This is a genomic window from Providencia stuartii (genome assembly GCF_029277985.1).
GTDB classification, from domain to species: Bacteria; Pseudomonadota; Gammaproteobacteria; order Enterobacterales; family Enterobacteriaceae; genus Providencia; species Providencia zhejiangensis.
The window spans coordinates 4,197,854-4,220,678 of sequence record NZ_CP119546.1 but is presented as its reverse complement, the minus strand read 5'-3'; the positions used below and the strand labels follow the sequence as shown (position 1 = coordinate 4,220,678).

General features: G+C 43.8%; 40 protein-coding genes. 35 read left to right on the top strand and 5 right to left on the bottom strand.

The genetic code is table 11. The features are described from left to right. Positions 1-53 precede the first annotated feature (53 nt). The 32 genes from bfd to P2E05_RS19080 all read left to right on the top strand — a co-directional run bounded on the left by bfd (position 54) and on the right by P2E05_RS19080 (position 15,685). On the top strand, positions 54-254 hold the full coding sequence (gene bfd, locus P2E05_RS19235; RefSeq protein WP_154624959.1) for a bacterioferritin-associated ferredoxin: 201 nt from the start codon (positions 54-56) through the stop codon (positions 252-254). Positions 255-381: 127 nt separating this feature from the next. Beyond that, positions 382-855 (top strand): bacterioferritin, encoded by a 474-nt coding sequence (gene bfr, locus P2E05_RS19230; RefSeq protein ID WP_154624958.1) that lies wholly within the window; start codon positions 382-384, stop codon positions 853-855. Between the two features lie 352 nt (positions 856-1,207). After that, complete coding sequence (gene rpsJ / locus P2E05_RS19225) at positions 1,208-1,519, top strand: 30S ribosomal protein S10 (protein ID WP_001181005.1); 312 nt, start codon at positions 1,208-1,210, stop codon at positions 1,517-1,519. A 32-nt stretch (positions 1,520-1,551) separates the two neighbouring features. Continuing rightward, complete coding sequence (rplC, locus tag P2E05_RS19220) at positions 1,552-2,181, top strand: 50S ribosomal protein L3 (protein WP_154624957.1); 630 nt, start codon at positions 1,552-1,554, stop codon at positions 2,179-2,181. A gap of 16 nt (positions 2,182-2,197) precedes the next feature. Beyond that, positions 2,198-2,803 (top strand): 50S ribosomal protein L4, encoded by a 606-nt coding sequence (gene rplD / locus P2E05_RS19215; RefSeq protein WP_004926458.1) that lies wholly within the window; start codon positions 2,198-2,200, stop codon positions 2,801-2,803. After that, a complete protein-coding gene (rplW, locus tag P2E05_RS19210; protein WP_004926456.1) occupies positions 2,800-3,102 on the top strand; it encodes a 50S ribosomal protein L23 in 303 nt (100 codons plus the stop codon). The genes rplD and rplW overlap by 4 nt, the downstream gene beginning before the upstream one ends. A gap of 19 nt (positions 3,103-3,121) precedes the next feature. After that, positions 3,122-3,946: a 50S ribosomal protein L2 gene (gene rplB, locus P2E05_RS19205; protein ID WP_070928794.1), complete on the top strand. Its 825-nt coding sequence runs from the start codon at positions 3,122-3,124 to the stop codon at positions 3,944-3,946. Positions 3,947-3,960: 14 nt separating this feature from the next. Further along, positions 3,961-4,239: a 30S ribosomal protein S19 gene (gene rpsS, locus P2E05_RS19200; protein WP_004265426.1), complete on the top strand. Its 279-nt coding sequence runs from the start codon at positions 3,961-3,963 to the stop codon at positions 4,237-4,239. 15 nt (positions 4,240-4,254) lie between these two features. After that, positions 4,255-4,587 (top strand): 50S ribosomal protein L22, encoded by a 333-nt coding sequence (gene rplV / locus P2E05_RS19195; protein WP_004265430.1) that lies wholly within the window; start codon positions 4,255-4,257, stop codon positions 4,585-4,587. Between the two features lie 17 nt (positions 4,588-4,604). Next, positions 4,605-5,306 carry a 30S ribosomal protein S3 gene (rpsC, locus tag P2E05_RS19190; RefSeq protein ID WP_004926451.1) on the top strand — a complete coding sequence of 234 codons (702 nt, stop codon included), beginning with the start codon at positions 4,605-4,607 and terminating at the stop codon, positions 5,304-5,306. A 12-nt stretch (positions 5,307-5,318) separates the two neighbouring features. After that, on the top strand, positions 5,319-5,729 hold the full coding sequence (rplP, locus tag P2E05_RS19185) for a 50S ribosomal protein L16 (protein ID WP_004926449.1): 411 nt from the start codon (positions 5,319-5,321) through the stop codon (positions 5,727-5,729). Continuing rightward, the gene (rpmC, locus tag P2E05_RS19180; RefSeq protein WP_008913885.1) at positions 5,729-5,920 is read left to right on the top strand and encodes a 50S ribosomal protein L29; all 192 of its coding nucleotides are present in this window, start codon (positions 5,729-5,731) and stop codon (positions 5,918-5,920) included. The genes rplP and rpmC overlap by 1 nt, the downstream gene beginning before the upstream one ends. Beyond that, a complete protein-coding gene (gene rpsQ / locus P2E05_RS19175) occupies positions 5,920-6,174 on the top strand; it encodes a 30S ribosomal protein S17 (RefSeq protein ID WP_154624956.1) in 255 nt (84 codons plus the stop codon). The genes rpmC and rpsQ overlap by 1 nt, the downstream gene beginning before the upstream one ends. Positions 6,175-6,351: 177 nt before the next feature. Next, positions 6,352-6,723, top strand: a complete 372-nt coding sequence (gene rplN, locus P2E05_RS19170; RefSeq protein WP_004926446.1) for a 50S ribosomal protein L14 — start codon at positions 6,352-6,354, stop codon at positions 6,721-6,723. 11 nt (positions 6,724-6,734) lie between these two features. Next, positions 6,735-7,049 carry a 50S ribosomal protein L24 gene (gene rplX, locus P2E05_RS19165; protein ID WP_154624955.1) on the top strand — a complete coding sequence of 105 codons (315 nt, stop codon included), beginning with the start codon at positions 6,735-6,737 and terminating at the stop codon, positions 7,047-7,049. Between the two features lie 15 nt (positions 7,050-7,064). Then, positions 7,065-7,604 carry a 50S ribosomal protein L5 gene (gene rplE, locus P2E05_RS19160; RefSeq protein WP_070928791.1) on the top strand — a complete coding sequence of 180 codons (540 nt, stop codon included), beginning with the start codon at positions 7,065-7,067 and terminating at the stop codon, positions 7,602-7,604. A gap of 12 nt (positions 7,605-7,616) precedes the next feature. Next, positions 7,617-7,922 carry a 30S ribosomal protein S14 gene (rpsN, locus tag P2E05_RS19155; RefSeq protein WP_154624954.1) on the top strand — a complete coding sequence of 102 codons (306 nt, stop codon included), beginning with the start codon at positions 7,617-7,619 and terminating at the stop codon, positions 7,920-7,922. Between the two features lie 34 nt (positions 7,923-7,956). Continuing rightward, entirely contained in the window at positions 7,957-8,349 is a 393-nt protein-coding gene (gene rpsH, locus P2E05_RS19150; RefSeq protein ID WP_004907134.1) for a 30S ribosomal protein S8, read from the top strand. Positions 8,350-8,363: 14 nt separating this feature from the next. Beyond that, complete coding sequence (rplF, locus tag P2E05_RS19145; protein ID WP_154624953.1) at positions 8,364-8,897, top strand: 50S ribosomal protein L6; 534 nt, start codon at positions 8,364-8,366, stop codon at positions 8,895-8,897. A 9-nt stretch (positions 8,898-8,906) separates the two neighbouring features. Next, complete coding sequence (gene rplR / locus P2E05_RS19140) at positions 8,907-9,260, top strand: 50S ribosomal protein L18 (RefSeq protein WP_070928789.1); 354 nt, start codon at positions 8,907-8,909, stop codon at positions 9,258-9,260. A gap of 14 nt (positions 9,261-9,274) precedes the next feature. Continuing rightward, a complete protein-coding gene (rpsE, locus tag P2E05_RS19135; RefSeq protein ID WP_004265471.1) occupies positions 9,275-9,775 on the top strand; it encodes a 30S ribosomal protein S5 in 501 nt (166 codons plus the stop codon). Between the two features lie 6 nt (positions 9,776-9,781). Then, entirely contained in the window at positions 9,782-9,961 is a 180-nt protein-coding gene (gene rpmD / locus P2E05_RS19130) for a 50S ribosomal protein L30 (protein WP_004265475.1), read from the top strand. A 3-nt stretch (positions 9,962-9,964) separates the two neighbouring features. Next, a complete protein-coding gene (gene rplO, locus P2E05_RS19125; protein ID WP_070928788.1) occupies positions 9,965-10,399 on the top strand; it encodes a 50S ribosomal protein L15 in 435 nt (144 codons plus the stop codon). Positions 10,400-10,406: 7 nt separating this feature from the next. Next, the gene (secY, locus tag P2E05_RS19120) at positions 10,407-11,732 is read left to right on the top strand and encodes a preprotein translocase subunit SecY (RefSeq protein WP_070928787.1); all 1,326 of its coding nucleotides are present in this window, start codon (positions 10,407-10,409) and stop codon (positions 11,730-11,732) included. A gap of 47 nt (positions 11,733-11,779) precedes the next feature. Then, entirely contained in the window at positions 11,780-11,896 is a 117-nt protein-coding gene (gene rpmJ, locus P2E05_RS19115) for a 50S ribosomal protein L36 (protein ID WP_071548716.1), read from the top strand. 145 nt (positions 11,897-12,041) lie between these two features. Further along, positions 12,042-12,398: a 30S ribosomal protein S13 gene (gene rpsM / locus P2E05_RS19110; RefSeq protein WP_004907144.1), complete on the top strand. Its 357-nt coding sequence runs from the start codon at positions 12,042-12,044 to the stop codon at positions 12,396-12,398. A 16-nt stretch (positions 12,399-12,414) separates the two neighbouring features. Beyond that, positions 12,415-12,804 carry a 30S ribosomal protein S11 gene (gene rpsK / locus P2E05_RS19105; protein ID WP_002919257.1) on the top strand — a complete coding sequence of 130 codons (390 nt, stop codon included), beginning with the start codon at positions 12,415-12,417 and terminating at the stop codon, positions 12,802-12,804. Positions 12,805-12,838: 34 nt separating this feature from the next. Then, positions 12,839-13,459: a 30S ribosomal protein S4 gene (gene rpsD / locus P2E05_RS19100; protein WP_004265487.1), complete on the top strand. Its 621-nt coding sequence runs from the start codon at positions 12,839-12,841 to the stop codon at positions 13,457-13,459. 25 nt (positions 13,460-13,484) lie between these two features. Continuing rightward, positions 13,485-14,474: a DNA-directed RNA polymerase subunit alpha gene (locus P2E05_RS19095; RefSeq protein ID WP_004926425.1), complete on the top strand. Its 990-nt coding sequence runs from the start codon at positions 13,485-13,487 to the stop codon at positions 14,472-14,474. Between the two features lie 37 nt (positions 14,475-14,511). Then, a complete protein-coding gene (rplQ, locus tag P2E05_RS19090) occupies positions 14,512-14,898 on the top strand; it encodes a 50S ribosomal protein L17 (RefSeq protein ID WP_154624952.1) in 387 nt (128 codons plus the stop codon). Between the two features lie 127 nt (positions 14,899-15,025). Next, positions 15,026-15,442 carry a Zn(2+)-responsive transcriptional regulator gene (zntR, locus tag P2E05_RS19085; protein WP_154624961.1) on the top strand — a complete coding sequence of 139 codons (417 nt, stop codon included), beginning with the start codon at positions 15,026-15,028 and terminating at the stop codon, positions 15,440-15,442. A gap of 42 nt (positions 15,443-15,484) precedes the next feature. Beyond that, the gene (locus P2E05_RS19080) at positions 15,485-15,685 is read left to right on the top strand and encodes an alternative ribosome-rescue factor A (RefSeq protein ID WP_167520927.1); all 201 of its coding nucleotides are present in this window, start codon (positions 15,485-15,487) and stop codon (positions 15,683-15,685) included. 3 nt (positions 15,686-15,688) lie between these two features. Here the strand turns inward: P2E05_RS19080 and mscL are convergent, their stop codons facing one another. The 5 genes from mscL to def all read right to left on the bottom strand — a co-directional run bounded on the left by mscL (position 15,689) and on the right by def (position 20,466). Beyond that, positions 15,689-16,099: a large-conductance mechanosensitive channel protein MscL gene (gene mscL, locus P2E05_RS19075; RefSeq protein ID WP_154624951.1), complete on the bottom strand. Its 411-nt coding sequence runs from the start codon at positions 16,097-16,099 to the stop codon at positions 15,689-15,691. A gap of 101 nt (positions 16,100-16,200) precedes the next feature. After that, on the bottom strand, positions 16,201-17,577 hold the full coding sequence (gene trkA, locus P2E05_RS19070) for a Trk system potassium transporter TrkA (RefSeq protein WP_154622880.1): 1,377 nt from the start codon (positions 17,575-17,577) through the stop codon (positions 16,201-16,203). A gap of 33 nt (positions 17,578-17,610) precedes the next feature. Beyond that, positions 17,611-18,897: a 16S rRNA (cytosine(967)-C(5))-methyltransferase RsmB gene (rsmB, locus tag P2E05_RS19065; RefSeq protein ID WP_247047144.1), complete on the bottom strand. Its 1,287-nt coding sequence runs from the start codon at positions 18,895-18,897 to the stop codon at positions 17,611-17,613. Positions 18,898-18,968: 71 nt separating this feature from the next. Beyond that, entirely contained in the window at positions 18,969-19,916 is a 948-nt protein-coding gene (gene fmt, locus P2E05_RS19060) for a methionyl-tRNA formyltransferase (protein WP_163863310.1), read from the bottom strand. 25 nt (positions 19,917-19,941) lie between these two features. Further along, positions 19,942-20,466 carry a peptide deformylase gene (gene def / locus P2E05_RS19055; protein WP_163863309.1) on the bottom strand — a complete coding sequence of 175 codons (525 nt, stop codon included), beginning with the start codon at positions 20,464-20,466 and terminating at the stop codon, positions 19,942-19,944. A gap of 134 nt (positions 20,467-20,600) precedes the next feature. Here def and dprA point away from each other — a divergent pair, with 134 nt between their 5' ends. The 3 genes from dprA to tsaC are packed head-to-tail and all read left to right on the top strand — an operon-like array spanning position 20,601 to position 22,819. Then, positions 20,601-21,680, top strand: coding sequence for a DNA-processing protein DprA (gene dprA / locus P2E05_RS19050; RefSeq protein WP_154622877.1), 1,080 nt, complete (start codon positions 20,601-20,603; stop codon positions 21,678-21,680). Between the two features lie 17 nt (positions 21,681-21,697). Then, positions 21,698-22,237, top strand: a complete 540-nt coding sequence (locus P2E05_RS19045; protein WP_163863307.1) for a DNA topoisomerase family protein — start codon at positions 21,698-21,700, stop codon at positions 22,235-22,237. Between the two features lie 12 nt (positions 22,238-22,249). Continuing rightward, positions 22,250-22,819: an L-threonylcarbamoyladenylate synthase type 1 TsaC gene (gene tsaC, locus P2E05_RS19040; RefSeq protein WP_272658095.1), complete on the top strand. Its 570-nt coding sequence runs from the start codon at positions 22,250-22,252 to the stop codon at positions 22,817-22,819. Positions 22,820-22,825 lie beyond the last annotated feature (6 nt).

Below are 22,825 nucleotides of genomic sequence, written 5' to 3'. Positions count from 1 at the left end.
TGGTAATCATTATTATTTAAACTACCTGTATGTGATTTATACAGGTAGTTGTTATGTACGTATGTCTTTGTGAAGCTATTACCGACAAACAAATTAGGAATGCCGTACGTCAGCATCATGTGGCATCCTTAAAAGGTTTGCGCCAAATTCTTCCCATTGGTCGTGAGTGTGGCAAATGTATTAGGCAAACACGTGAAATTATGAATGAAGAGCTAATACATATCGGCCAGCTACACATTGCTGAAGTCGCTTAATCGAAATAAGAATCATTTAACTCATTCATTAATAAGTAACTTTCATTTTAAATCTTGCAGATAAAATTACTCATTCATCGAATTTCAGTACTACACTTTAAAGACTGGAAGCGATGGAGGATTAAAAATGAAAGGCGATAAAAAAATGATAGCCCATTTAAACAAACTGTTGGGCAATGAATTAGTAGCAATTAATCAATATTTTCTTCATGCCCGTATGTTCAAAAATTGGGGATTAACCCGCCTCAACGAAGTGGAATACCATGAATCAATTGATGAAATGAAGCATGCAGATAAATATATTGAGCGTATATTATTTCTTGAAGGAATACCTAACCTACAAGATCTGGGTAAATTGAACATTGGTGAAGATGTTGAAGAAATGTTGGCCTCAGATCTCAAACTCGAATTAGATGGTGCTAAAAATCTGAAAGAAGCGATCAGTTATGCTGATTCCATCCATGACTATGTTAGTCGTGACTTAATGATTGAAATCTTAGCAGATGAAGAGAACCATATTGATTGGATTGAGACTCAGCTCGATTTAATTAAACGTATGGGGATTCAAAACTATACGCAAGCTCAAATCATCGAAGAGTAATCAAACTTCACATTATGCATTTTCCAAAAATGCCTCATTTGCTTACTGTGCGATGGGGCATTTTTTATTATCGGCAAAGAGGGAAGGGGGATAAAAATCAGAAAAATTCGCACATATTTTCCACGATTACTTGCGTTTAAGATTCAGTTGCGTATAATGCGCGGGCTTACTGATTAGTAATCTCTAATTTTTTAGGTTTTAAAGGTCAGTATTGAGTCAACGATTTGTTGCTCATTTAGACAATACTCCCGATTTGGGGGTTACATCAAAGAACGATTACACTCCCCCATCAATCGAAATGGGTGCGAGGAGTAATTATTTACGTTTATAAAATAGTTGGAGCTCTGGTCTCATGCAGAACCAAAGAATCCGTATCCGCCTGAAAGCCTTTGATCATCGTTTAATTGATCAATCAACTGCGGAAATCGTAGAGACTGCTAAGCGCACTGGTGCGCAAGTTCGTGGTCCTATCCCGCTGCCGACACGTAAAGAGCGTTTTACCGTTCTGATTTCTCCGCACGTTAACAAAGATGCGCGTGATCAGTACGAAATTCGCACTCACAAACGTCTGGTTGACATCGTTGAGCCAACCGAGAAGACCGTTGATGCTCTGATGCGTCTGGACCTGGCTGCCGGCGTAGACGTGCAGATCAGCCTGGGTTAATCAGGTCGTCGAACGATTGAGAGGTTGAAACAATGATTGGTTTAGTCGGTAAGAAAGTGGGTATGACTCGTATCTTCACTGAAGATGGCGTTTCTATCCCTGTAACTGTTATCGAAATCGAAAATAACCGTGTTACTCAGGTTAAAACTGCAGAAACTGACGGTTACAATGCAATTCAGGTGACTACTGGTAGCAAAAAAGCGAACCGTGTATCTAAGCCTGAAGCAGGTCATTTCGCTAAAGCTGGCGTTGAAGCTGGCCGTATTCTACGTGAATTCCGTACTGAAGAAGGTGCAGAGTTTAACGTAGGTCAAAGCATTAGCGTTGAAATTTTCGCTGACGTTAAAAAAGTCGACGTTACTGGTACATCTAAAGGTAAAGGTTTTGCCGGCACAGTTAAGCGCTGGAATTTCCGTACTCAAGATGCGACTCACGGTAACTCCTTGTCACACCGTGTTCCGGGTTCTATCGGTCAGAACCAGACTCCGGGCAAAGTGTTTAAAGGCAAGAAAATGGCAGGCCAACTGGGTAATGAGCGTGTAACCGTTCAGAGCTTAGATGTAGTACGTGTTGACGCTGAGCGCAACCTGCTGCTGGTCAAAGGTGCTGTTCCAGGAGCAACTGGTAGCAACCTGATCGTAAAACCGGCTGTCAAGGCTTAACGTCGAGGAGATAGGAATGGAATTGGTAATGAAAGACGCGCAAAGCGCGCTGACTGTTTCCGAAACTACCTTCGGGCGTGATTTCAATGAAGCGCTTGTTCACCAAGTAGTTGTTGCGTATGCAGCTGGTGCTCGTCAAGGTACTCGTGCTCAGAAAACTCGTGCTGAAGTTTCTGGTTCAGGTAAAAAACCATGGCGTCAAAAAGGCACAGGCCGCGCACGTTCTGGTTCTATCAAGAGCCCAATTTGGCGCTCTGGTGGTGTTAGCTTTGCTGCTAAACCACAGGACCACAGTCAAAAAGTTAATAAGAAGATGTACCGTGGTGCTCTGAAAAGCATCCTGTCTGAACTGGTACGTCAAGATCGTCTGATCGTTGTCGAGAAGTTTTCTGTTGAAGCACCTAAAACTAAGTTGCTAGCACAAAAACTGAAAGATATGGCTCTGGAAGATGTGCTGATCATCACTGCTGAATTAGATGAGAATCTGTTCTTAGCAGCACGTAACCTGTACAAGGTTGACGTTCGTGATGCAGCGGGTATCGACCCAGTTAGCTTAATCGCCTTCGACAAAGTGGTTATGACTGCTGATGCTGTGAAGCAAGTTGAGGAGATGCTGGCATGATCCGTGAAGAACGTCTGCTAAAAGTACTGCGCGCGCCGCACGTATCTGAAAAAGCTTCTACAGCGATGGAAAAAAGCAATACCATCGTTCTCAAAGTTGCGAAAGACGCGACTAAAGCAGAAATCAAAGCTGCTGTGCAGAAACTGTTTGAAGTCGAAGTTGAAGGTGTTAACACTTTGCTGGTTAAAGGCAAAACTAAACGCCACGGTCAGCGTTTCGGTCGTCGTAGCGACTGGAAAAAAGCTTACGTTACGCTGAAAGAAGGCCAGAATCTGGACTTCATTGGCGGCGCAGAGTAAGTCGGAGGAGTAAAGAACAATGGCAATTGTTAAATGTAAACCTACGTCTCCGGGCCGTCGCCACGTAGTTAAAGTGGTTAACCCTGAGCTGCATAAGGGTAAACCTTATGCTCCGCTGTTAGAGAAAAACAGCAAATCCGGTGGTCGCAACAACAATGGCCGTATCACCACTCGTCACATTGGTGGTGGCCATAAGCAACATTATCGTCTGGTTGACTTTAAACGCAACAAAGATGGTATCCCTGCTGTTGTTGAGCGTTTGGAATATGATCCAAACCGTTCTGCGAACATTGCACTGGTTCTATATAAAGACGGTGAACGTCGTTATATTCTTGCACCTAAAGGCCTGAAAGCTGGTGACCAGATTCAATCTGGTGTTGATTCAGCAATCAAAGCTGGTAACGCACTGCCTATGCGCAACATCCCTGTTGGTTCTACAGTTCACAACATCGAACTGAAACCAGGTAAAGGTGGTCAGTTAGCGCGTTCAGCAGGTACTTACGCTCAGATCGTTGCTCGTGACGGTGCTTATGTCACCCTACGTCTGCGTTCTGGTGAAATGCGTAAAGTTCTGGCTGATTGCCGTGCAACTTTAGGTGAAGTTGGTAACGCTGAACATATGTTACGTGTTCTGGGTAAAGCTGGTGCTAGCCGCTGGCGTGGTATTCGTCCTACTGTTCGTGGTACGGCGATGAACCCAGTTGATCACCCACATGGTGGTGGTGAAGGTCGTAACTTTGGTAAACACCCTGTAACACCATGGGGCGTTCAGACCAAAGGTAAGAAAACTCGTAGCAACAAGCGTACTGATCAATTCATCGTACGTCATCGTTCTAAAAAATAATTAGAGGATAAGCCATGCCACGTTCTCTCAAGAAAGGTCCTTTTATTGACCTGCACTTGCTGAAGAAGGTAGAGAAAGCGGTGGAAAGCGGAGACAAGAAGCCTCTCAAGACTTGGTCCCGTCGTTCAACGATCTTTCCTAATATGATCGGATTGACCATCGCTGTCCATAATGGTCGTCAGCATGTTCCAGTTTTCGTAACCGACGAAATGGTTGGTCACAAACTGGGTGAATTCGCACCGACTCGCACTTATCGCGGCCACGCGGCTGATAAGAAAGCTAAGAAACGTTAAGGATAGGAGGAAGAGATGGAAACTTTAGCTATGCATCGCCACGCTCGTTCTTCTGCCCAGAAGGTTCGCTTAGTTGCAGACCTTATTCGCGGTAAGAAAGTGTCGCAAGCTCTGGAAATTCTGACCTATACCAACAAGAAAGCTGCTGGTTTAGTGAAGAAAGTACTTGAATCTGCAATTGCTAACGCAGAGCAAAACGATGGCGCTGACATTGATGACCTGAAAGTTGCGAAAATTTTCGTAGACGAAGGTCCAACCATGAAACGCATCATGCCGCGTGCGAAAGGCCGTGCAGATCGTATTCTTAAGCGCACCAGCCACATTACTGTGGTTGTGTCCGATCGCTGAGACTCTGGAGACTAGCAATGGGTCAGAAAGTACATCCTAATGGTATTCGCCTGGGTATTGTCAAACCTTGGAACTCTACTTGGTACGCGAATACTAATGAATTCGCTGACAACCTAGACAGCGATTATAAAGTACGCCAGTACTTGAACAAAGAATTGGCAAAAGCGTCAATTTCACGCATCGTTATCGAGCGTCCTGCAAAAAGCATCCGTGTGACTATTCACACTGCTCGCCCAGGTATCGTTATCGGTAAGAAAGGTGAAGACGTAGAAAAACTGCGTAAAACAGTAGCGGATATCGCTGGTGTTCCTGCGCAAATCAATATCGCCGAAGTTCGTAAACCAGAACTAGACGCTAAATTGGTTGCTGATAGCATCGCTTCACAGCTGGAACGTCGTGTTATGTTCCGTCGTGCTATGAAACGTGCTGTACAGAACGCAATGCGTCTGGGCGCTAAAGGTATCAAAGTTGAAGTCAGTGGCCGTTTAGGCGGTGCTGAAATCGCTCGTACCGAGTGGTATCGTGAAGGCCGTGTGCCACTGCACACTCTACGTGCTGATATCGATTACAACACTTCAGAAGCGCACACTACTTATGGTGTTCTCGGCGTTAAGGTATGGATCTTCAAAGGTGAGATTCTGGGTGGTATGGCTGCTGTTGAACAAGCTGAGAAACCAGCTGCTCAACCTAAAAAGCAGCAGCGTAAAGGCCGCAAGTAAGGAGAGTCGCTGATGTTACAACCAAAGCGTACAAAATTCCGTAAAGTGCATAAAGGCCGCAACCGTGGTCTGGCACAAGGTACGGATGTTAGCTTCGGCACTTTCGGTCTTAAAGCTGTGGGCCGTGGTCGTCTGACTGCTCGTCAGATCGAAGCGGCACGTCGTGCTATGACCCGTGCAGTTAAGCGTCAAGGTAAAATCTGGATCCGTGTGTTCCCAGATAAGCCAATTACTGAAAAGCCACTCGAAGTTCGTATGGGTAAAGGTAAAGGTAACGTAGAATATTGGGTTGCTTTGATCCAGCCTGGTAAAGTCCTGTATGAAATGGACGGTGTGCCTGAAGAGCTGGCTCGTGAAGCATTCTCTCTGGCAGCAGCGAAACTGCCTATCAAAACCACCTTTGTAACTAAGACGGTGATGTAATGAAAGCACAAGAGCTGCGCGAAAAAAGCGTTGAAGAGCTGAATTCTGAACTGCTGAATCTGCTGCGTGAACAATTCAATTTACGTATGCAGGCTGCAAGCGGTCAGCTACAACAGTCTCATCTGTTGAAACAAGTGCGTCGCGATATCGCACGTGTGAAGACTTTACTGACTGAGAAGGCAGGTGCGTAATGAGCGATAAAATCCGTACTCTGCAAGGTCGTGTAGTTAGCGATAAAATGGAGAAATCCATCGTTGTTGCTATCGAGCGTATGGTGAAGCACCCTCTGTATGGTAAATTCATCCGTCGTACGACTAAATTGCACGTACATGACGAGAACAATGAATGTGGTATCGGTGACGTGGTAGAAATCCGCCAAACTCGTCCACTGTCTAAGACTAAGTCTTGGGCCTTAGTTCGCGTTGTTGAAAAAGCAATTCTGTAATAGAATAGCTTCTTCTGATAAATAAACGGCTCTTTTTTTACTGGGCCGTTTATTTTTTTCTGTCCATAACGAAGATGTGGTGTTATAATGCCGCGCCCTCGTATTATGGGGTATATTGAACGGTCTCTTCAATAATGAAGTGGCTCAGTAGTAGTTGACATTTAGCGGAGCACTAAAATGATCCAAGAACAGACTATGCTGAACGTGGCCGACAACTCCGGTGCACGTCGCGTAATGTGTATCAAGGTTCTAGGTGGCTCGCACCGTCGCTACGCAGGCGTCGGCGACATCATTAAAATTACTGTTAAAGAAGCAATTCCACGCGGTAAAGTGAAAAAAGGTGATGTCCTGAAGGCGGTAGTGGTGCGCACCAAGAAGGGTGTACGTCGCCCGGACGGTTCTGTCATTCGCTTCGATAGTAATGCATGCGTTATTTTAAACAATAACAGCGAGCAGGTAGTCGGTACGCGTATTTTTGGGCCGGTAACTCGTGAACTTCGTACAGAGAAGTTTATGAAAATTATTTCACTGGCACCTGAAGTACTCTAAGGAGCGGAACTATGGCAGCGAAAATCCGTCGTGATGACGAAGTTATCGTGCTGACTGGTAAAGATAAAGGTAAGCGCGGTAAAGTAAAACAGGTTATTTCTTCTGGTAAAGTTATCGTTGAAGGTATCAATCTGGTTAAGAAACATCAGAAGCCTGTCCCGGCTCTGAACCAACCAGGTGGCATCGTTGAAAAAGAAGCGGCTATTCAAGTTTCTAACGTTGCAATCTTTAACAAGGCAACCGGTAAGGCTGACCGTGTAGGCTTTAGATTTGAAGACGGTAAAAAAGTCCGTTTCTTCAAGTCTAACAGTGAAACTATCAAGTAATTTTTGGAGTATACGATGGCGAAACTGCATGATTACTATAAAGACGAAGTAACTAAACAACTGATGACTCAGTTTGGTTACAATTCTGTCATGCAAGTCCCTCGGGTCGAGAAGATCACCCTGAACATGGGTGTTGGTGAAGCGATCGCTGATAAGAAACTGCTGGATAATGCAGCAGCTGACTTAGCAGCAATCTCTGGTCAAAAACCACTGATCACCAAAGCACGCAAATCTGTTGCAGGCTTCAAAATCCGTCAGGGCTATCCAATCGGCTGTAAAGTAACTCTGCGTGGCGAACGCATGTGGGAGTTCCTTGAGCGACTGATTTCTATTGCTGTACCACGTATTCGTGACTTCCGTGGCTTGTCCGCTAAGTCATTTGATGGTCGCGGTAACTACAGCATGGGTGTACGTGAACAAATCATCTTCCCTGAAATCGATTACGATAAAGTGGATCGTGTACGTGGTTTAGATATTACTATCACCACGACTGCGAAATCAGATGATGAAGGTCGCGCACTGTTAGCAGCGTTCAACTTCCCGTTCCGCAAGTAAGGCAGGGTACTCATGGCTAAGAAATCTATGAAAGCGCGTGATGTTAAGCGTGCTAAATTAGCTGATAAGTTCTTCGCAAAGCGCGTTGAGCTGAAAGCTATCATCTCTGATGTAAAAGCATCTGATGAAGATCGCTGGGACGCTGTTCTCAAGCTGCAAACACTGCCACGTGATTCAAGTCCTTCTCGTCAGCGTAACCGCTGCCGTCAAACTGGGCGTCCGCACGGTTTCCTGCGGAAATTTGGTCTGAGCCGTATTAAAGTCCGTGAAGCCGCTATGCGCGGTGAAATCCCGGGCCTTAAAAAGGCTAGTTGGTAATTGTCACCATATTGAATCACGGGAGTAAAGACAGATGAGCATGCAAGATCCCATCGCGGATATGCTGACCCGTATCCGTAACGGTCAGGCCGCGAACAAAGTTGCGGTCACCATGCCTTCCTCCAAGCTGAAAGTGGCAATTGCCAAAGTGCTGAAGGAAGAAGGTTATATTGAAGATTTTAAAATTGAAGGCGACATCAAGCCAGAATTGGAACTGACTCTGCGTTATTTCCAAGGTAAGGCTGTTGTAGAAAGCATTCAGCGTGTAAGCCGCCCAAGTCTGCGCATCTATAAGAAAAAAGATGAGCTGCCACAAGTTATGGCTGGCCTAGGCATCGCTGTTGTTTCTACCTCTAAAGGTGTCATGACTGATCGTGCAGCTCGCCAAGCTGGTCTTGGTGGCGAGATTCTCTGCTACGTAGCTTAATTCGGGAGGAAAGAATGTCTCGTGTGGCAAAAGCACCCGTCGTCATTCCTGCCGGCGTAGAGGTAAAACTCAACGGTCAGGTTATTTCGATTAAGGGTAAAAACGGCGAGCTTACTCGTACTATCCATAATGCGGTTGAAGTTAAACATGAAGATGGCCGCTTAACTTTCGCACCACGCGAAGGTTTTGCTGATGCTTGGGCACAGGCGGGTACTTCTCGTTCTTTGCTTAACTCAATGGTTGTTGGTGTTACTGAAGGCTTCACTAAAAAACTTCAACTAGTCGGTGTTGGTTACCGTGCAGCAATCAAAGGCAATGCAGTTAGCTTGTCTTTAGGTTTCTCGCATCCGGTTGAACACGCACTGCCAGCAGGCATTACTGCAGAATGTCCAACACAAACTGAAATCGTACTGAAAGGTGCTGATAAGCAAGTGATTGGTCAAGTCGCGGCAGAACTGCGTGCTTACCGTCGTCCTGAGCCTTACAAAGGCAAGGGTGTTCGTTACGCCGATGAAATCGTGCGTACTAAAGAGGCTAAGAAGAAGTAAGGTAACACTATGGATAAGAAAGCAGCTCGTATCCGTCGTGCGACCCGCGCACGCCGCAAGATCCAAGAGTTGGGTGCGACACGCCTGGTGGTACACCGTACTCCACGCCATATTTATGCGCAGGTTATCGCTCCAAACGGTTCTGAAACTTTGGTGGCCGCTTCTACTACAGAAAAAGCTATCAATGAGCAAGTGAAATTCACTGGAAACAAAGACGCAGCAGCAGTTGTTGGTAAAATTATTGCTGAGCGCGCACTGGAAAAAGGCATCACTGTTGTTGCTTTTGACCGTTCTGGTTTCCAATATCATGGTAGAGTCCAGGCACTGGCAGATGCTGCCCGTGAAGCTGGCCTTCAGTTCTAAGGTAGAGGTGTAAGATGGCTCACATCGAGAAACAAGCTGGTGAACTGCAGGAAAAGCTGATAGCGGTAAACCGCGTAGCAAAAACCGTTAAAGGTGGCCGTATTTTCAGCTTTACAGCACTAACAGTAGTTGGTGATGGTAACGGTCGCGTTGGTTTTGGCTACGGCAAAGCGCGCGAAGTTCCGGCAGCAATCCAGAAAGCGATGGAAAAAGCCCGTCGCAGTATGAAAACCGTTGCTCTAAACAACGGCACACTGTTCCACCCTGTGAAAGGTACACACACCGGTTCTCGCGTGTTTATGCAACCTGCTCACGAAGGTACCGGTATCATTGCCGGTGGTGCAATGCGTGCTGTTTTAGAAGTAGCTGGAGTTCGCAACGTACTGGCTAAAACCTATGGTTCCACAAACCCAATCAACGTGGTTCGTGCAACACTGGATGCTTTAGACAGCATGAAGTCTCCAGAAATGGTCGCAGCTAAGCGTGGAAAATCCGTCGAAGAAATTCTGGGGTAATCAGCCATGGCTAAGACTATTAAAATTACACAAGTTCGCAGTTCAATCGGTCGTCTGCCTAAGCATAAGGCAACTTTGGTCGGTTTAGGTCTGCGTCGCATTGGTCATACAGTAGAACGTGAGGATACTCCTGCTGTTCGCGGTATGGTCAACTTGGTTTCCTACATGGTTAAAGTTGAGGAGTAAGAGATGCGTTTAAATACTCTGTCTCCGGCTGAAGGTGCCAAGCACGCGCCTAAGCGCTTAGGTCGTGGTATCGGTTCTGGTCTGGGTAAAACCGGCGGACGTGGTCACAAAGGTCAGAAATCTCGTTCTGGCGGTGGCGTACGTCGTGGTTTTGAAGGTGGCCAGATGCCTTTATACCGTCGTCTACCAAAATTTGGTTTTACTTCACGTAAAGCAATGATCACCGCAGAGATTCGTCTGTCTGATTTTGCTGCTGTTGAAGGCGATGTAATTGATCTGAACGCACTAAAAGCCGCGAATGTTGTTGGCATCCAGATTGAATATGCGAAAGTTATTCTGTCTGGCGAAGTGAATCGTGCAGTTACTGTACGTGGCCTTCGTGTTACTAAAGGTGCTCGCGCTGCGATTGAAGCTGCCGGCGGTAAAATTGAGGAATAAGTGACAGATGGCTAAACAACCAGGATTAGATTTTCAAAGTGCCAAGGGTGGAGTTGGTGAACTGAAGCGCAGACTTTTGTTTGTTATTGGTGCACTAATCGTTTTCCGAATTGGTTCTTTTATTCCAATCCCTGGTATTGATGCCACTGTGCTTGCCAAATTGCTCGAACAGCAACAAGGCACCATCATTGATATGTTTAACATGTTCTCTGGTGGTGCTCTTAGCCGAGCTTCTATCTTTGCTTTGGGTATTATGCCGTATATTTCTGCGTCAATTATTATCCAATTATTATCTGTGGTTAACCCACGATTAGCAGAGATTAAGAAAGAAGGTGAAGCAGGTCGTCGGAAGATAAGCCAATATACCCGTTGGGGTACTTTGGTTTTAGCAATATTCCAATCTGTTGGTATTGCGATGGGTCTTCCGAATATGCCAGGGATGCAAGGGCTAGTTATTGATCCGGGTCTCCCGTTCTACTTCACGGCTGTTGTTAGCTTAGTTACTGGAACCATGTTCTTGATGTGGCTAGGTGAGCAGATAACTGAAAGAGGTATTGGTAACGGTATCTCAATCATTATCTTCGCTGGTATCGTTGCGGGTCTACCGCCGGCCATTGGCCATACTATCGAGCAAGCTCGGCAAGGCGATCTGCACTTCCTCCTGTTGCTGTTGGTTGCAGTGCTCGTATTCGCGGTAACTTTCTTTGTTGTATTCATGGAGCGTGGTCAACGTCGTATCGTTGTTAACTACGCGAAACGCCAACAAGGACGCCGTGTTTATGCTGCACAAAGCACACATTTACCACTAAAAGTGAATATGGCGGGTGTAATTCCTGCAATTTTTGCTTCCAGTATCATACTGTTCCCGGGTACAATAGCATCCTGGTTCGGTGATGGGACTGGTTGGGACTGGTTAACGACTATTTCGATGTATTTACAACCAGGCCAACCGTTGTATGTGTTGCTTTATGCTTCTGCGATCATCTTCTTCTGTTTCTTCTATACGGCGTTGGTTTTCAACCCAAGAGAAACGGCAGATAACCTGAAGAAGTCCGGTGCATTTGTACCAGGAATTCGTCCGGGAGAGCAAACGGCCAAGTACATTGATAAGGTAATGACACGTCTAACTTTAGTTGGCGCGCTCTATATTACCTTTATCTGCCTAATCCCGGAGTTCATGCGTGACGCAATGAAAGTACCTTTTTACTTTGGTGGTACTTCCCTATTAATCGTAGTCGTCGTTATCATGGACTTTATGGCTCAAGTGCAAACTCTCATGATGTCAAGTCAATATGAGTCTGCATTGAAGAAAGCAAATCTTAAAGGTAAGTAATCACTTAGTGTGATTATGGTTTGCTTTAGAAGTTACGGAGAGTAAAAATGAAAGTTCGTGCTTCCGTCAAGAAATTATGCCGTAACTGTAAAGTTATCCGTCGCAATGGTAGCGTTCGTGTAATTTGCAGTGTTGAACCAAGACATAAACAACGTCAAGGTTAAGAAAAAGCATTTTTTTCTTGCAAAGTTGGGTTGAGCTGGCTAAATTAGCCAGCCAATCTTTTTTATCGAAGATACATTATTGTTTGAGTATCCTGAAAACGGGCTTTTCAGCACAGTAATGTATATTTTAACTTAGGAGTGCATAGTGGCCCGTATAGCAGGCATTAACATTCCTGATCATAAACATACCGTAATCGCTTTAACATCGATTTTCGGAATCGGCAAAACTCGTTCACAGGCTATCTGTGAAGCAACTGGTATTGCTGAAAATGTTAAGATCAGTGAGCTGTCTGAAGAACAAATCGACAAGCTGCGTGACGAAGTTGCCAAGTATGTGGTAGAAGGTGACCTACGTCGTGAAATTACCCTGAGCATCAAGCGTCTGATGGACCTTGGATGTTACCGTGGTTTACGTCATCGTCGTGGTCTTCCTGTGCGCGGACAGCGTACTAAGACTAACGCTCGTACCCGTAAGGGTCCGCGTAAGCCGATCAAGAAATAAGTCGGGGTACTGAATAATGGCAAAGGCACCAATTCGTGCACGTAAACGTGTAAGAAAACAAGTCTCAGACGGTGTGGCTCATATCCATGCTTCTTTCAACAACACAATCGTTACTATTACTGATCGTCAGGGTAACGCATTAGGTTGGGCAACTGCCGGTGGTTCCGGTTTCCGTGGTTCTCGCAAATCCACTCCGTTTGCAGCTCAGGTTGCAGCAGAGCGTTGCGCAGAAGCCGTGAAAGAATACGGTATCAAGAACCTGGAAGTTATGGTTAAGGGACCGGGTCCGGGTCGCGAATCAACAATTCGTGCTCTGAACGCCGCAGGTTTCCGCATCACAAATATTACTGATGTGACTCCTATCCCTCATAACGGTTGTCGCCCACCGAAAAAACGTCGCGTTTAATACGTTTCGTTTTTAGGACTGTTGGAGAAAGAAAATGGCTAGATATTTGGGTCCTAAGCTCAAGCTGAGCCGTCGCGAAGGAACAGACCTCTTCCTGAAGTCTGGTGTTCGCGCGATTGACACCAAGTGTAAATTAGAACAAGCACCTGGCCAGCACGGCGCGCGTAAACCGCGTCTGTCTGACTACGGTGTTCAGTTACGTGAAAAACAAAAAGTTCGTCGTATTTACGGTGTTCTAGAACGTCAATTCCGTAACTATTACAAAGAAGCAACACGTCTGAAAGGCAACACAGGTGAAAACCTGCTGACTCTGCTGGAAGGCCGTCTTGATAACGTCGTTTACCGTATGGGCTTTGGCGCAACTCGCGCAGAAGCACGTCAAATGGTTAGCCACAAGGCTATCATGGTAAATGGTCGAGTAGTTAATATCGCTTCTTATCAGGTTTCCCCGAATGACGTTATCAGCGTTCGTGAGAAAGCGAAAAAACAGTCTCGTATTAAGGCTGCTTTAGAGCTGGCTGAACAGCGTGAGAAGCCAACTTGGCTGGAAGTTGATGCTGCTAAAATGGAAGGTGTGTTCAAACGTATTCCTGAACGTACTGACCTGTCTGCGGACATTAACGAACACCTGATCGTCGAGCTTTACTCTAAGTAAAGCTTAGCACCAAAGAGAGGACACAATGCAGGGTTCTGTGACAGAGTTTCTAAAACCGCGCCTGGTAGATATCGAGCAAGTGAGTTCGACGCACGCCAAGGTGACCCTTGAGCCTTTAGAGCGTGGCTTCGGTCATACTCTTGGTAACGCACTGCGCCGTATTCTGCTTTCGTCTATGCCGGGTTGTGCGGTGACAGAGGTTGAGATTGATGGTGTACTGCATGAGTACAGCACCAAAGAAGGTGTACAGGAAGATATCCTGGAGATTCTCCTCAACCTGAAAGGGCTGGCGGTAAAAGTTCAGGGGAAAGATGAAGTTATTTTAACCTTGAATAAATCTGGCATTGGCCCTGTGACTGCAGCCGACATCGTCCATGATGGCGATGTCGAAATCGTCAAGCCACAGCACGTTATCTGCCACCTGACAGACGAAAGCGCATCAATCAATATGCGTATCAAAGTTCAGCGTGGTCGTGGTTATGTGCCGGCTTCTGCCCGAGTACATTCGGAAGAAGATGAGCGCCCAATTGGTCGTTTGTTAGTCGATGCTTGCTATAGCCCTGTAGAGCGTATTGCCTACAATGTTGAAGCAGCTCGTGTTGAGCAACGTACTGACTTGGATAAGTTAGTTATCGAAATGGAAACTAACGGTACAATCGATCCTGAAGAGGCGATTCGCCGTGCAGCGACTATCCTGGCTGAACAACTTGAAGCTTTTGTTGACTTACGTGATGTTCGTCAGCCTGAAGTTAAAGAAGAGAAACCAGAGTTCGATCCTATCTTATTGCGCCCAGTTGACGATCTGGAATTGACTGTCCGCTCTGCTAACTGCCTTAAAGCAGAAGCTATCCACTACATCGGTGATCTGGTACAGCGTACTGAAGTTGAGTTGCTTAAAACGCCTAACCTTGGTAAGAAATCTCTTACTGAAATTAAGGACGTCTTGGCATCTCGTGGTCTTTCTCTGGGCATGCGCTTAGAAAATTGGCCACCAGCAAGTATTGCTGATGATTAGGATCACAGGTTAAGGTTTTACTGAGAAGGATAAGGTCATGCGCCATCGTAAGAGTGGTCGTCAATTGAACCGCAACAGCAGCCACCGCCAAGCTATGTTCCGTAACATGGCAGGTTCTTTAGTTCGTCATGAAATCATCAAGACGACTCTGCCTAAAGCGAAAGAACTGCGTCGCGTCGTTGAGCCGCTGATTACTCTTGCCAAGACCGACAGCGTAGCTAATCGTCGTCTGGCATTCGCCCGTACTCGTGATAACGAGATCGTGGCAAAATTGTTTAATGAATTGGGACCTCGCTTTGCAGCGCGTGCGGGCGGTTACACTCGTATTCTTAAGTGTGGCTTCCGTACTGGTGACAATGCTCCGATGGCTTACATCGAGCTTGTTGACCGTGCTGTTGAGTCTCAAGAAGTAGCTGCAGAGTAATCTGTTTGCTATCAAAAAAACCGGGTATATTTGCCCGGTTTTTTTGTACCTGCTATTCTATCTTCCACTGAACATCATCCTTGATTTATTCCATTTAGACCTTATTTAAAGTGGAGTACCCATGAGTATGTATAAAATAGGGCAAATTGCTCGTCTTGCTGATGTTACCCCTGATACGATCCGCTTTTATGAAAAGCAAGGTCTGATGGGGCATAAGCTTAGGACTGAAGGCGGTTATCGCTTGTATACGGATCAAGATCTGCAACGGCTGCGTTTCATCCGTTATGCAAAGCAATTAGGTTTTACTTTGGAAGCGATTACTGAGCTTTTATCGATAAGAGTCGATCCTGAACATCATACATGCCAAGAGTCAAAAAAAATTGTTGATTTGCGTCTGTTTGAAGTTGAAAAAAAGATCCAAGAACTTATTATTATGCGTGATTCTTTGAAGATGCTTAGCTCCGCTTGCTGTGGCGAGGAACACGCAACAACATATTGTTCGATAATGGAGATTCTTGAAAAGGGTGCATCCAAAGTCTATTAGTTGATTACCATTTAGTTTTATTGTTATAGGAAGGTATATACCATGAGCCAATATCAACATAAACGTGGTCAGATAAAAGATAATGCAATTGAAGCATTGTTACACGACCCATTATTTAGGCAACGTGTTGAAAAAAATAAGAAAGGAAAAGGAAGCTATACTCGGAAAGGAAAACATCAAAGAAATGGTAACTGGGAGGCCAGTGGTAATAAGTTATTCTACGTATTACCACTGGCTTTTTAGTTATTACTTTTTATTTTGTTCTTTTAATAAATCACGAATTTCTGATAATAAAACTTCTTCTTTACTCGGTGCCGGTGGCGCTTCAGGTTCTGCTTCTTTTTCGCGACGTACTTTATTCATCACTTTAATTGCCATGAAAATAGCAAATGCGACAATAACAAAATCAAATACCGTTTGAATAAACATACCATAATTAAGAACAACAGCAGGCATATCTCCTTCAGCCGCCCTTAAAATAACACTGAATTGTTTAAAGTCGACCCCGCCAATTAATAAGCCGAGAGGGGGCATAATGACATCAGCTACTAATGAAGAAACAATCTTACCGAATGCTGCACCAATAATGATACCGACAGCCATGTCGACAACATTGCCCTTCATTGCAAATTCACGAAACTCTTTTAAAAAACTCATTTGACCCCCTAATTAAAAACTCTGTTTCATAAAATAAATATTTAGTTAACAAATTATAGTACCTAGATCAATTAAGCTGCAAATGAATCGTCATTTTATTTTTATAAAAAGAAAGGGCTAGGCTGAAATAGTTTTTCAACGTCAGGTACATATTTTTTATCTGTAATAAACATGATGACATGATCACCTTGTTCAATAATATGATAATCACTGGCAATAATAACTTCATCTTCTCTAACTAAAGCACCAATAATTGTTCCCGGTGGAAGCTTAATATCTGAAATTTTCTTTCCTACAACTTTAGATGTATTTTCATCTCCGTGTGCAATTGCCTCAATGGCTTCAGCAACCCCCCTTCTTAATGAGGAAACGCTGACAATATCGGCTTTTCGGACATGACCAAGTAATGCCGAGATTGTTGCTTGCTGTGGTGATACAGCAATATCAATCACCCCTCCTTGAACTAATTCAACATAAGCGGTGCGTTGAATTAAGACCATGGCTTTTTTAGCCCCCATTTTTTTAGCTAACATAGCCGACATGATATTTGCTTCGTCGTCGTTAGTTAGGGCTATGAATACATCCATTTGCTCAATATGCTCTTCGGTTAATAACTCCTGATCAGAAGCATCACCATAAAACACGATCGTATCATGAAGTAGTTCAGCCAGTTCTGTTGCGCGTTGTTGATTACGCTCTATTAGCTTGACGCTATAATCTTTTTCTAGCCGTTTTGCTAAGCCTGCACCAACATTACCGCCACCTACTATCATTAAACGTTTATAAGGTTTTTCTAGACGTTGTAATTCACTCATGACAGCGCGAATATGTTGTGTTGAAGCGACAAAAAATACTTCATCTCCAGCTTCAATGATGGTCGAGCCTTGAGGTCTTATAGGACGATCTTGACGGAATATTGCTACGACTCTGGTATCAATATGTGGCATGTGTTCACGTAAGCTTGATAGAGCATTACCCACGAGTGAACCGCCATAATAGGCTTTAACCGCAACAATACTGACTTTACCTTCGGCAAAATTAACTACTTGGAGTGCGCCAGGGTATTGGATTAGTTTGTAAATATAGTCTATGACTAATTGTTCCGGAGAGATTAAATAATCAATAGGAATTTGTTCAGGTAAAAATAGCTTGTCTGCTTCACGGATATATTCAGTTGCTCTAATACGCGCGATTTTATTCGGGGTATTAAAAAGACTATAGGCAATTTGACATGCGATCATGTTAGTCTCATCTGAATTAGTAACTGCGACTAACATATCTGCATCTTCAGCTCCCGCATCACGGAGAACTCGTGGGTGGGAGCCGTGACCATTGACGACTCTAAGATCAAACTGATCTTGTAATTGACGCAAGCGATCAGCATTCGTGTCAACGACAGTAATATCATTGTTTTCGTCTACTAGATTTTCAGCGAGAGTTCCACCAACTTGTCCTGCACCTAAAATAATGATTTTCATTGAATATTCCTATCTCAGACAAGCCTTATCCAGTTAATTTATTTGCTTTACTAGGCGTGCGTAGAAGAAACCATCACCCCCTGTTTCACTGGGGAGTATTTGTAATCCTGCACTTGTGCCATCATTCAGTTTAGCTTCCGGGTGTTTAGCTAAAAAGTTTTTTATTTGCAGGCTATTCTCTTCGGGCATAACAGAGCAAGTTGCATAGACAAGAGTACCGCCTACTTTTAAATATGGCCAAATAGACTCGAGTATTTTGGCTTGAAGAACGGTGAGCTCATTAATATCAGAATCCCGTCTTAACCATTTTATATCTGGGTGACGTCGAATAACACCGGTTGCTGAACATGGTGCATCAAGCAATATGCGATCAAACACTTTACCCTCAGCCCATTGCTCAGGAGTAGTTCCATCACCTTGAATAACAACAGCATGCTGCTTGAGTCGCGACAAATTTTCGTTTACGCGTTTTAGGCGAGATTCATCAATATCGACAGCCACAACATGCGCTTTTGGTGCTATTTCTAAGATATGAGTTGTCTTACCGCCAGGTGCTGCACATAGGTCGAGAATATGTTCATTATTTTGAGGTGCAAGTATTTCGGCACAACCTTGGGCGGAGACATCTTGTACTGTAGACCAGCCATCATCAAAGCCGGGTAGTTTTGCTACTGAAGTTGGTTCAGATAGCCTTAATGCGGAAGGGTGTTTAAGATGTCGCTCAGATGTAATTCCTATTTCTTCCAACAGCTTTTGGTATTGTTCAGCACTATGATGTTGAGCGTTAACCCTCAACCACATAGGTGGACGTTGGTTGTTCGCTTCAACAATGGATTGCCATTCGTTAGGGTATGCGTTTTGCAGTCTTTTTAGTAACCAACTAGGATGTAAATATTGACTATTATGATTTGCGCTACGTTCTTCTAACTGAGCTTGTTGTCTTTGGAATGAACGCAATACACCATTGATAAGCCCTTTTAGTTGAGGACGTTTTAATGCAACGGCTCCATTGACTGTTTCAGCCAGGGCTGCATGAGCTGGAATACGTGTATAGAGTAGCTGATAAATACCAACCATAATGAGGTAGTGTAATGTTCGTTGCTTACCTGTCAGTGGTTTTTCCATTAGTTGGCTAACAAACCATTCAAGTTTAGGCAAATAGCGGAGAACACCAAAACAGATCTCTTGTAATAGAGACTTATCTTTATCGCTAATATTTTTTTGTAATTCAGGTAGTACCGTACTTAGGGATTGGCCTTTGTCAATGACTTGACCAATGGCTATTGCTGCGATGCTACGCAAGTTATATGTATTCTTCATAAATGAGGGTGAGTCTATTCGTCACGAAATAAATTTGCCTGAATATATTATCAGGCAAATTTATTGGTGTTTTAATTAAGTAGTGTTCCAGGAGCGAACCATTCACGGCGAGAGTTTAATAGATCTTGTGCTGCCATGGCTTTTTTACCTGGAGGCTGTAATTGAACGATATTCAATTTTCCGCTAGCAGTGGCGACACATATACCATTTTTATCGGCGCTAATAATCGTACCTGGTTTTTCACTGTGATTTTCTGAAATCACTTCAGCCTGCCAAACTTTTATCAGTTGATCTTGAACCATAAAATAGCTCATAGGCCAAGGATTAAACGCTCTAACACAACGTTCTATCTGCTCTGCTGATAATTGCCAATCAATACGCGCTTCTTCTTTAGATAATTTCTCTGCATAATTTGCTAAGGAATCGTCCTGTTTTTCAGGAAGGCATTGTTGGCTAGATATCAGGTCTAAGGTGTGTATTAGGGCTTCTGGACCAATAACAGCCAATTTTTGATAGAGTGTTGCGCTAGTATCTTCTGGCAGGATAGGGCATTTCGCTTTATAGAGCATATCACCGGTATCTAAGCCTTCATCCATTTGCATAATCGTGACGCCCGTTTCAGCATCACCCGCCCAAATAGAACGTTGAATAGGAGCAGCCCCACGCCAGCGAGGTAGTAGTGAGCCGTGGACATTTAGGCAACCTAAACGGGGGATATCTAAAACGGCTTTTGGCAAAATAAAGCCATAAGCAACAACAATCATCAAATCAGCATTTTGCTCTTTGATCCATTGATGGTTTTCTTCCTTTTTCAGTGTAGTAGGCTGAAAAACGGGAATATTATTTTCTTGCGCTAATACTTTTACAGGGCTAGGTGTCAGCTTCTTTCCTCTTCCCGCGGGCTTATCTGGTGGAGTGAGGACACCTACAACCTGATGTTTAGTGTTAAGCAAAGCAGCTAAATGACCAGCAGCAAAATCAGGTGTACCTGCAAAGATAATTTTTAATGATTCTGACACGTTTATGTTCCCTGTATAAATCTATCTATTTAGCTATTTTGGCTTCTTTAGCTCTCATTCTATCCAACTTTTCAACTTTTTGGCGGATACGTTGGCGTTTTAATGGAGAGAGATAATCGACAAATAGTTTCCCAACAAGGTGATCCATCTCATGTTGAATACAAATAGCGAGTAAGCCATCGGCCTCAAGTTCAAACGTTTCGCCATTATAGTCGAGAGCTCGAATTTTAACGTTTTCGGCTCTTGGGACAAATCCATGCTGTTCAGGAATGGAGAGACAGCCTTCCTCTATACCTGTTTCACCTGATTTGTCGAGTAATTCAGGATTGATCAATACCAGTCGTTCATCACGCGTTTCGGAAACATCAATAACGATGATCCGCTGATGAATATCAACTTGGGTCGCAGCAAGACCGATACCTTCTTCTTCATACATCGTTTCGAACATATCATCGATAATACGTTGAATTTCGGCATCTACTTTTTCTACTGGCTTAGCAATAGTGCGTAAGCGTTCGTCTGGGTAATGTAATACGTTTAATACTGACATAAATTTTTTCGAGCAGCGTCCAAAAAAGTGAATAAGAATTAATGCCTATTCTAGACATTTATTGGTCATATTGACAGTATTGGTGATGATTTGTTCATTGATGAACTCATTTATTATAACGTCAGGAAGATGCGATGGATTCTCAAGAAATATGGTTAAGAATGTCTCAAGTCAGCCGGTTATCACCGCATAAGGCATTAAGAATAATTAACAAGCTACTCTTATTAGAGAAAGTTAGTCTGCCTATCTTACGAGAATGTGGGCTGAATGAGTTGCAATGCTTACAGTTTCAACATTTTTCTTCGACCAAGTTAACTCAAACGATTAAATGGTTGGAAAAAGAAGAGCACCAGCTGATCACCTTTTATGATTCACACTATCCCCTTTTGTTAAAACAAATCTCGAATTTTCCGCTGGTGTTGTTTGTCATCGGGCAAAGGGAATTAATTGCAACTGCACAGATTGCAATCGTTGGTAGCCGCCAAACGAGTGCTTACGGCCGTAAATGGGCCGAGCTGTTTGCCAAAGAATTTACACGTTATGGTTTAACGATTACGAGTGGGCTAGCCTTTGGAATCGATGTTGTTAGTCATCGGGCGGCATTAAATGAAAAAGGGAAAACAATCGCTGTTTTAGGTAGTGGACTCGCAAATATCTACCCCAAGCAACATATTTTTTTGGCGGAAAAAATAAAAGAAGAAGGCGCATTAATTTCTGAATATTTACCTCATACACCGCCACTCCCTAAGCAATTTCCTCGGCGAAATCGAATCATTAGTGGTTTAAGTAAAGCCACCGTTGTTATTGAGGCAGGTATGAAAAGTGGTTCATTGATAACAGCACGCTATGCTATTGAACAAAATAGAGATCTTTTTACGATACCCGCACCGTTAGGAGATCCCGCTTTCAGTGGCAATCATTGGTTATTGCAGCAAGGCGCGTATTTATTAGTTGATCCCGAAGATATTAAACCTCATCTAGAGGCCGGACTGAATTGGTTGCCTGTCGAATCGTTAATTAAAGAAGAAATTAATTCTGAATTTAATCTGACAGAAAACAAAATATTGAGTATGGTTGAGTATCATCCTTTACCCGCAGATGTTATTGCTGAGCGCGCACAACAGCCCATAACAGAAGTGACTTCTATTTTGACTGAATTAGAAATAGATGGTGTGATCGCTTCAGTTGCTGGTGGATATATAAAATTAAGTTAGTTGGCTAAGAGAAAATCATGTCAAAGCAATTGCCTTTTGAAACAGAAAAAAATGAACATTGCCCTGAATGCGGTGCGGTATTGGTTATTCGTAATGGTGCACATGGACCTTTTTTTGCGTGTTCTTCATATCCGCAGTGTCATTATGTCAAACCTATGCGCCCTTCAGCAGAAAGCCATGTAATAAAGGTATTAGAAGGACAGGCATGCCCTCAATGTGGTTATGATCTCGTTTTGAAACAAGGGCGATTTGGTATGTTTATTGGGTGTAGTCACTACCCTGAATGTGAGCATATAGAATTAATTGATAAGCCAGATGAAACGAAAGTTTCTTGCCCTCAGTGTCAAACAGGGCATCTGTTGCAACGTAAATCTAGGTTTGGTAAGACATTTTATGCTTGCGATAGCTATCCATCCTGCCAATTTATTCTTAATAACAAGCCCGTATCTGGCGAGTGTGAGCATTGTCATTATCCATTACTTATGGAAAAAAGGGGTGCTCAAGGAGTAAGATTATTTTGTGCCAGTAAACGATGTGGTAAACCACAGAAAGAATAATGAGTTAAAAAGATGCAAAATAAATCTACACCTGCAATTGAAAATATTATCACAGCCCTTAATAAAGGGGATGTTATCGCTTATCCCACAGAGGCTGTTTTTGGACTTGGCTGTGACCCCGATAGTGAACAAGCGGTCAATAAATTACTTGAATTGAAACAACGTCCTTGGGAAAAAGGGTTGATTCTCATTGCTGATAATTATGAGCAATTGAAAAGTTACGTTGATGATAATCAGCTAACAGATGAACAAAAACAAGTCATGTTTGAAAGCTGGCCTGGCCCCGTTACGTGGGTTATCCCAGCGAAGCCATCTACACCTAAATGGTTAACGGGTCGCTTTGATACTTTGGCGGTAAGGGTGACTGACCATAAGTTAGTAAAAGCACTTTGCCGAGAATATGGAAAACCATTGGTATCAACGAGCGCAAATTTGAGTGGAAAGGAGCCTTGTAGAACGACCCATGAAGTTATAGAGCAGTTTGCGGGAAGTATCCCTGTACTGGATGGGGCTGTAGGTGGACGTCAAAACCCATCAGAAATTCGTGATGCTAAAACTGGGCAATTATACCGAAAAGGATAACTATTT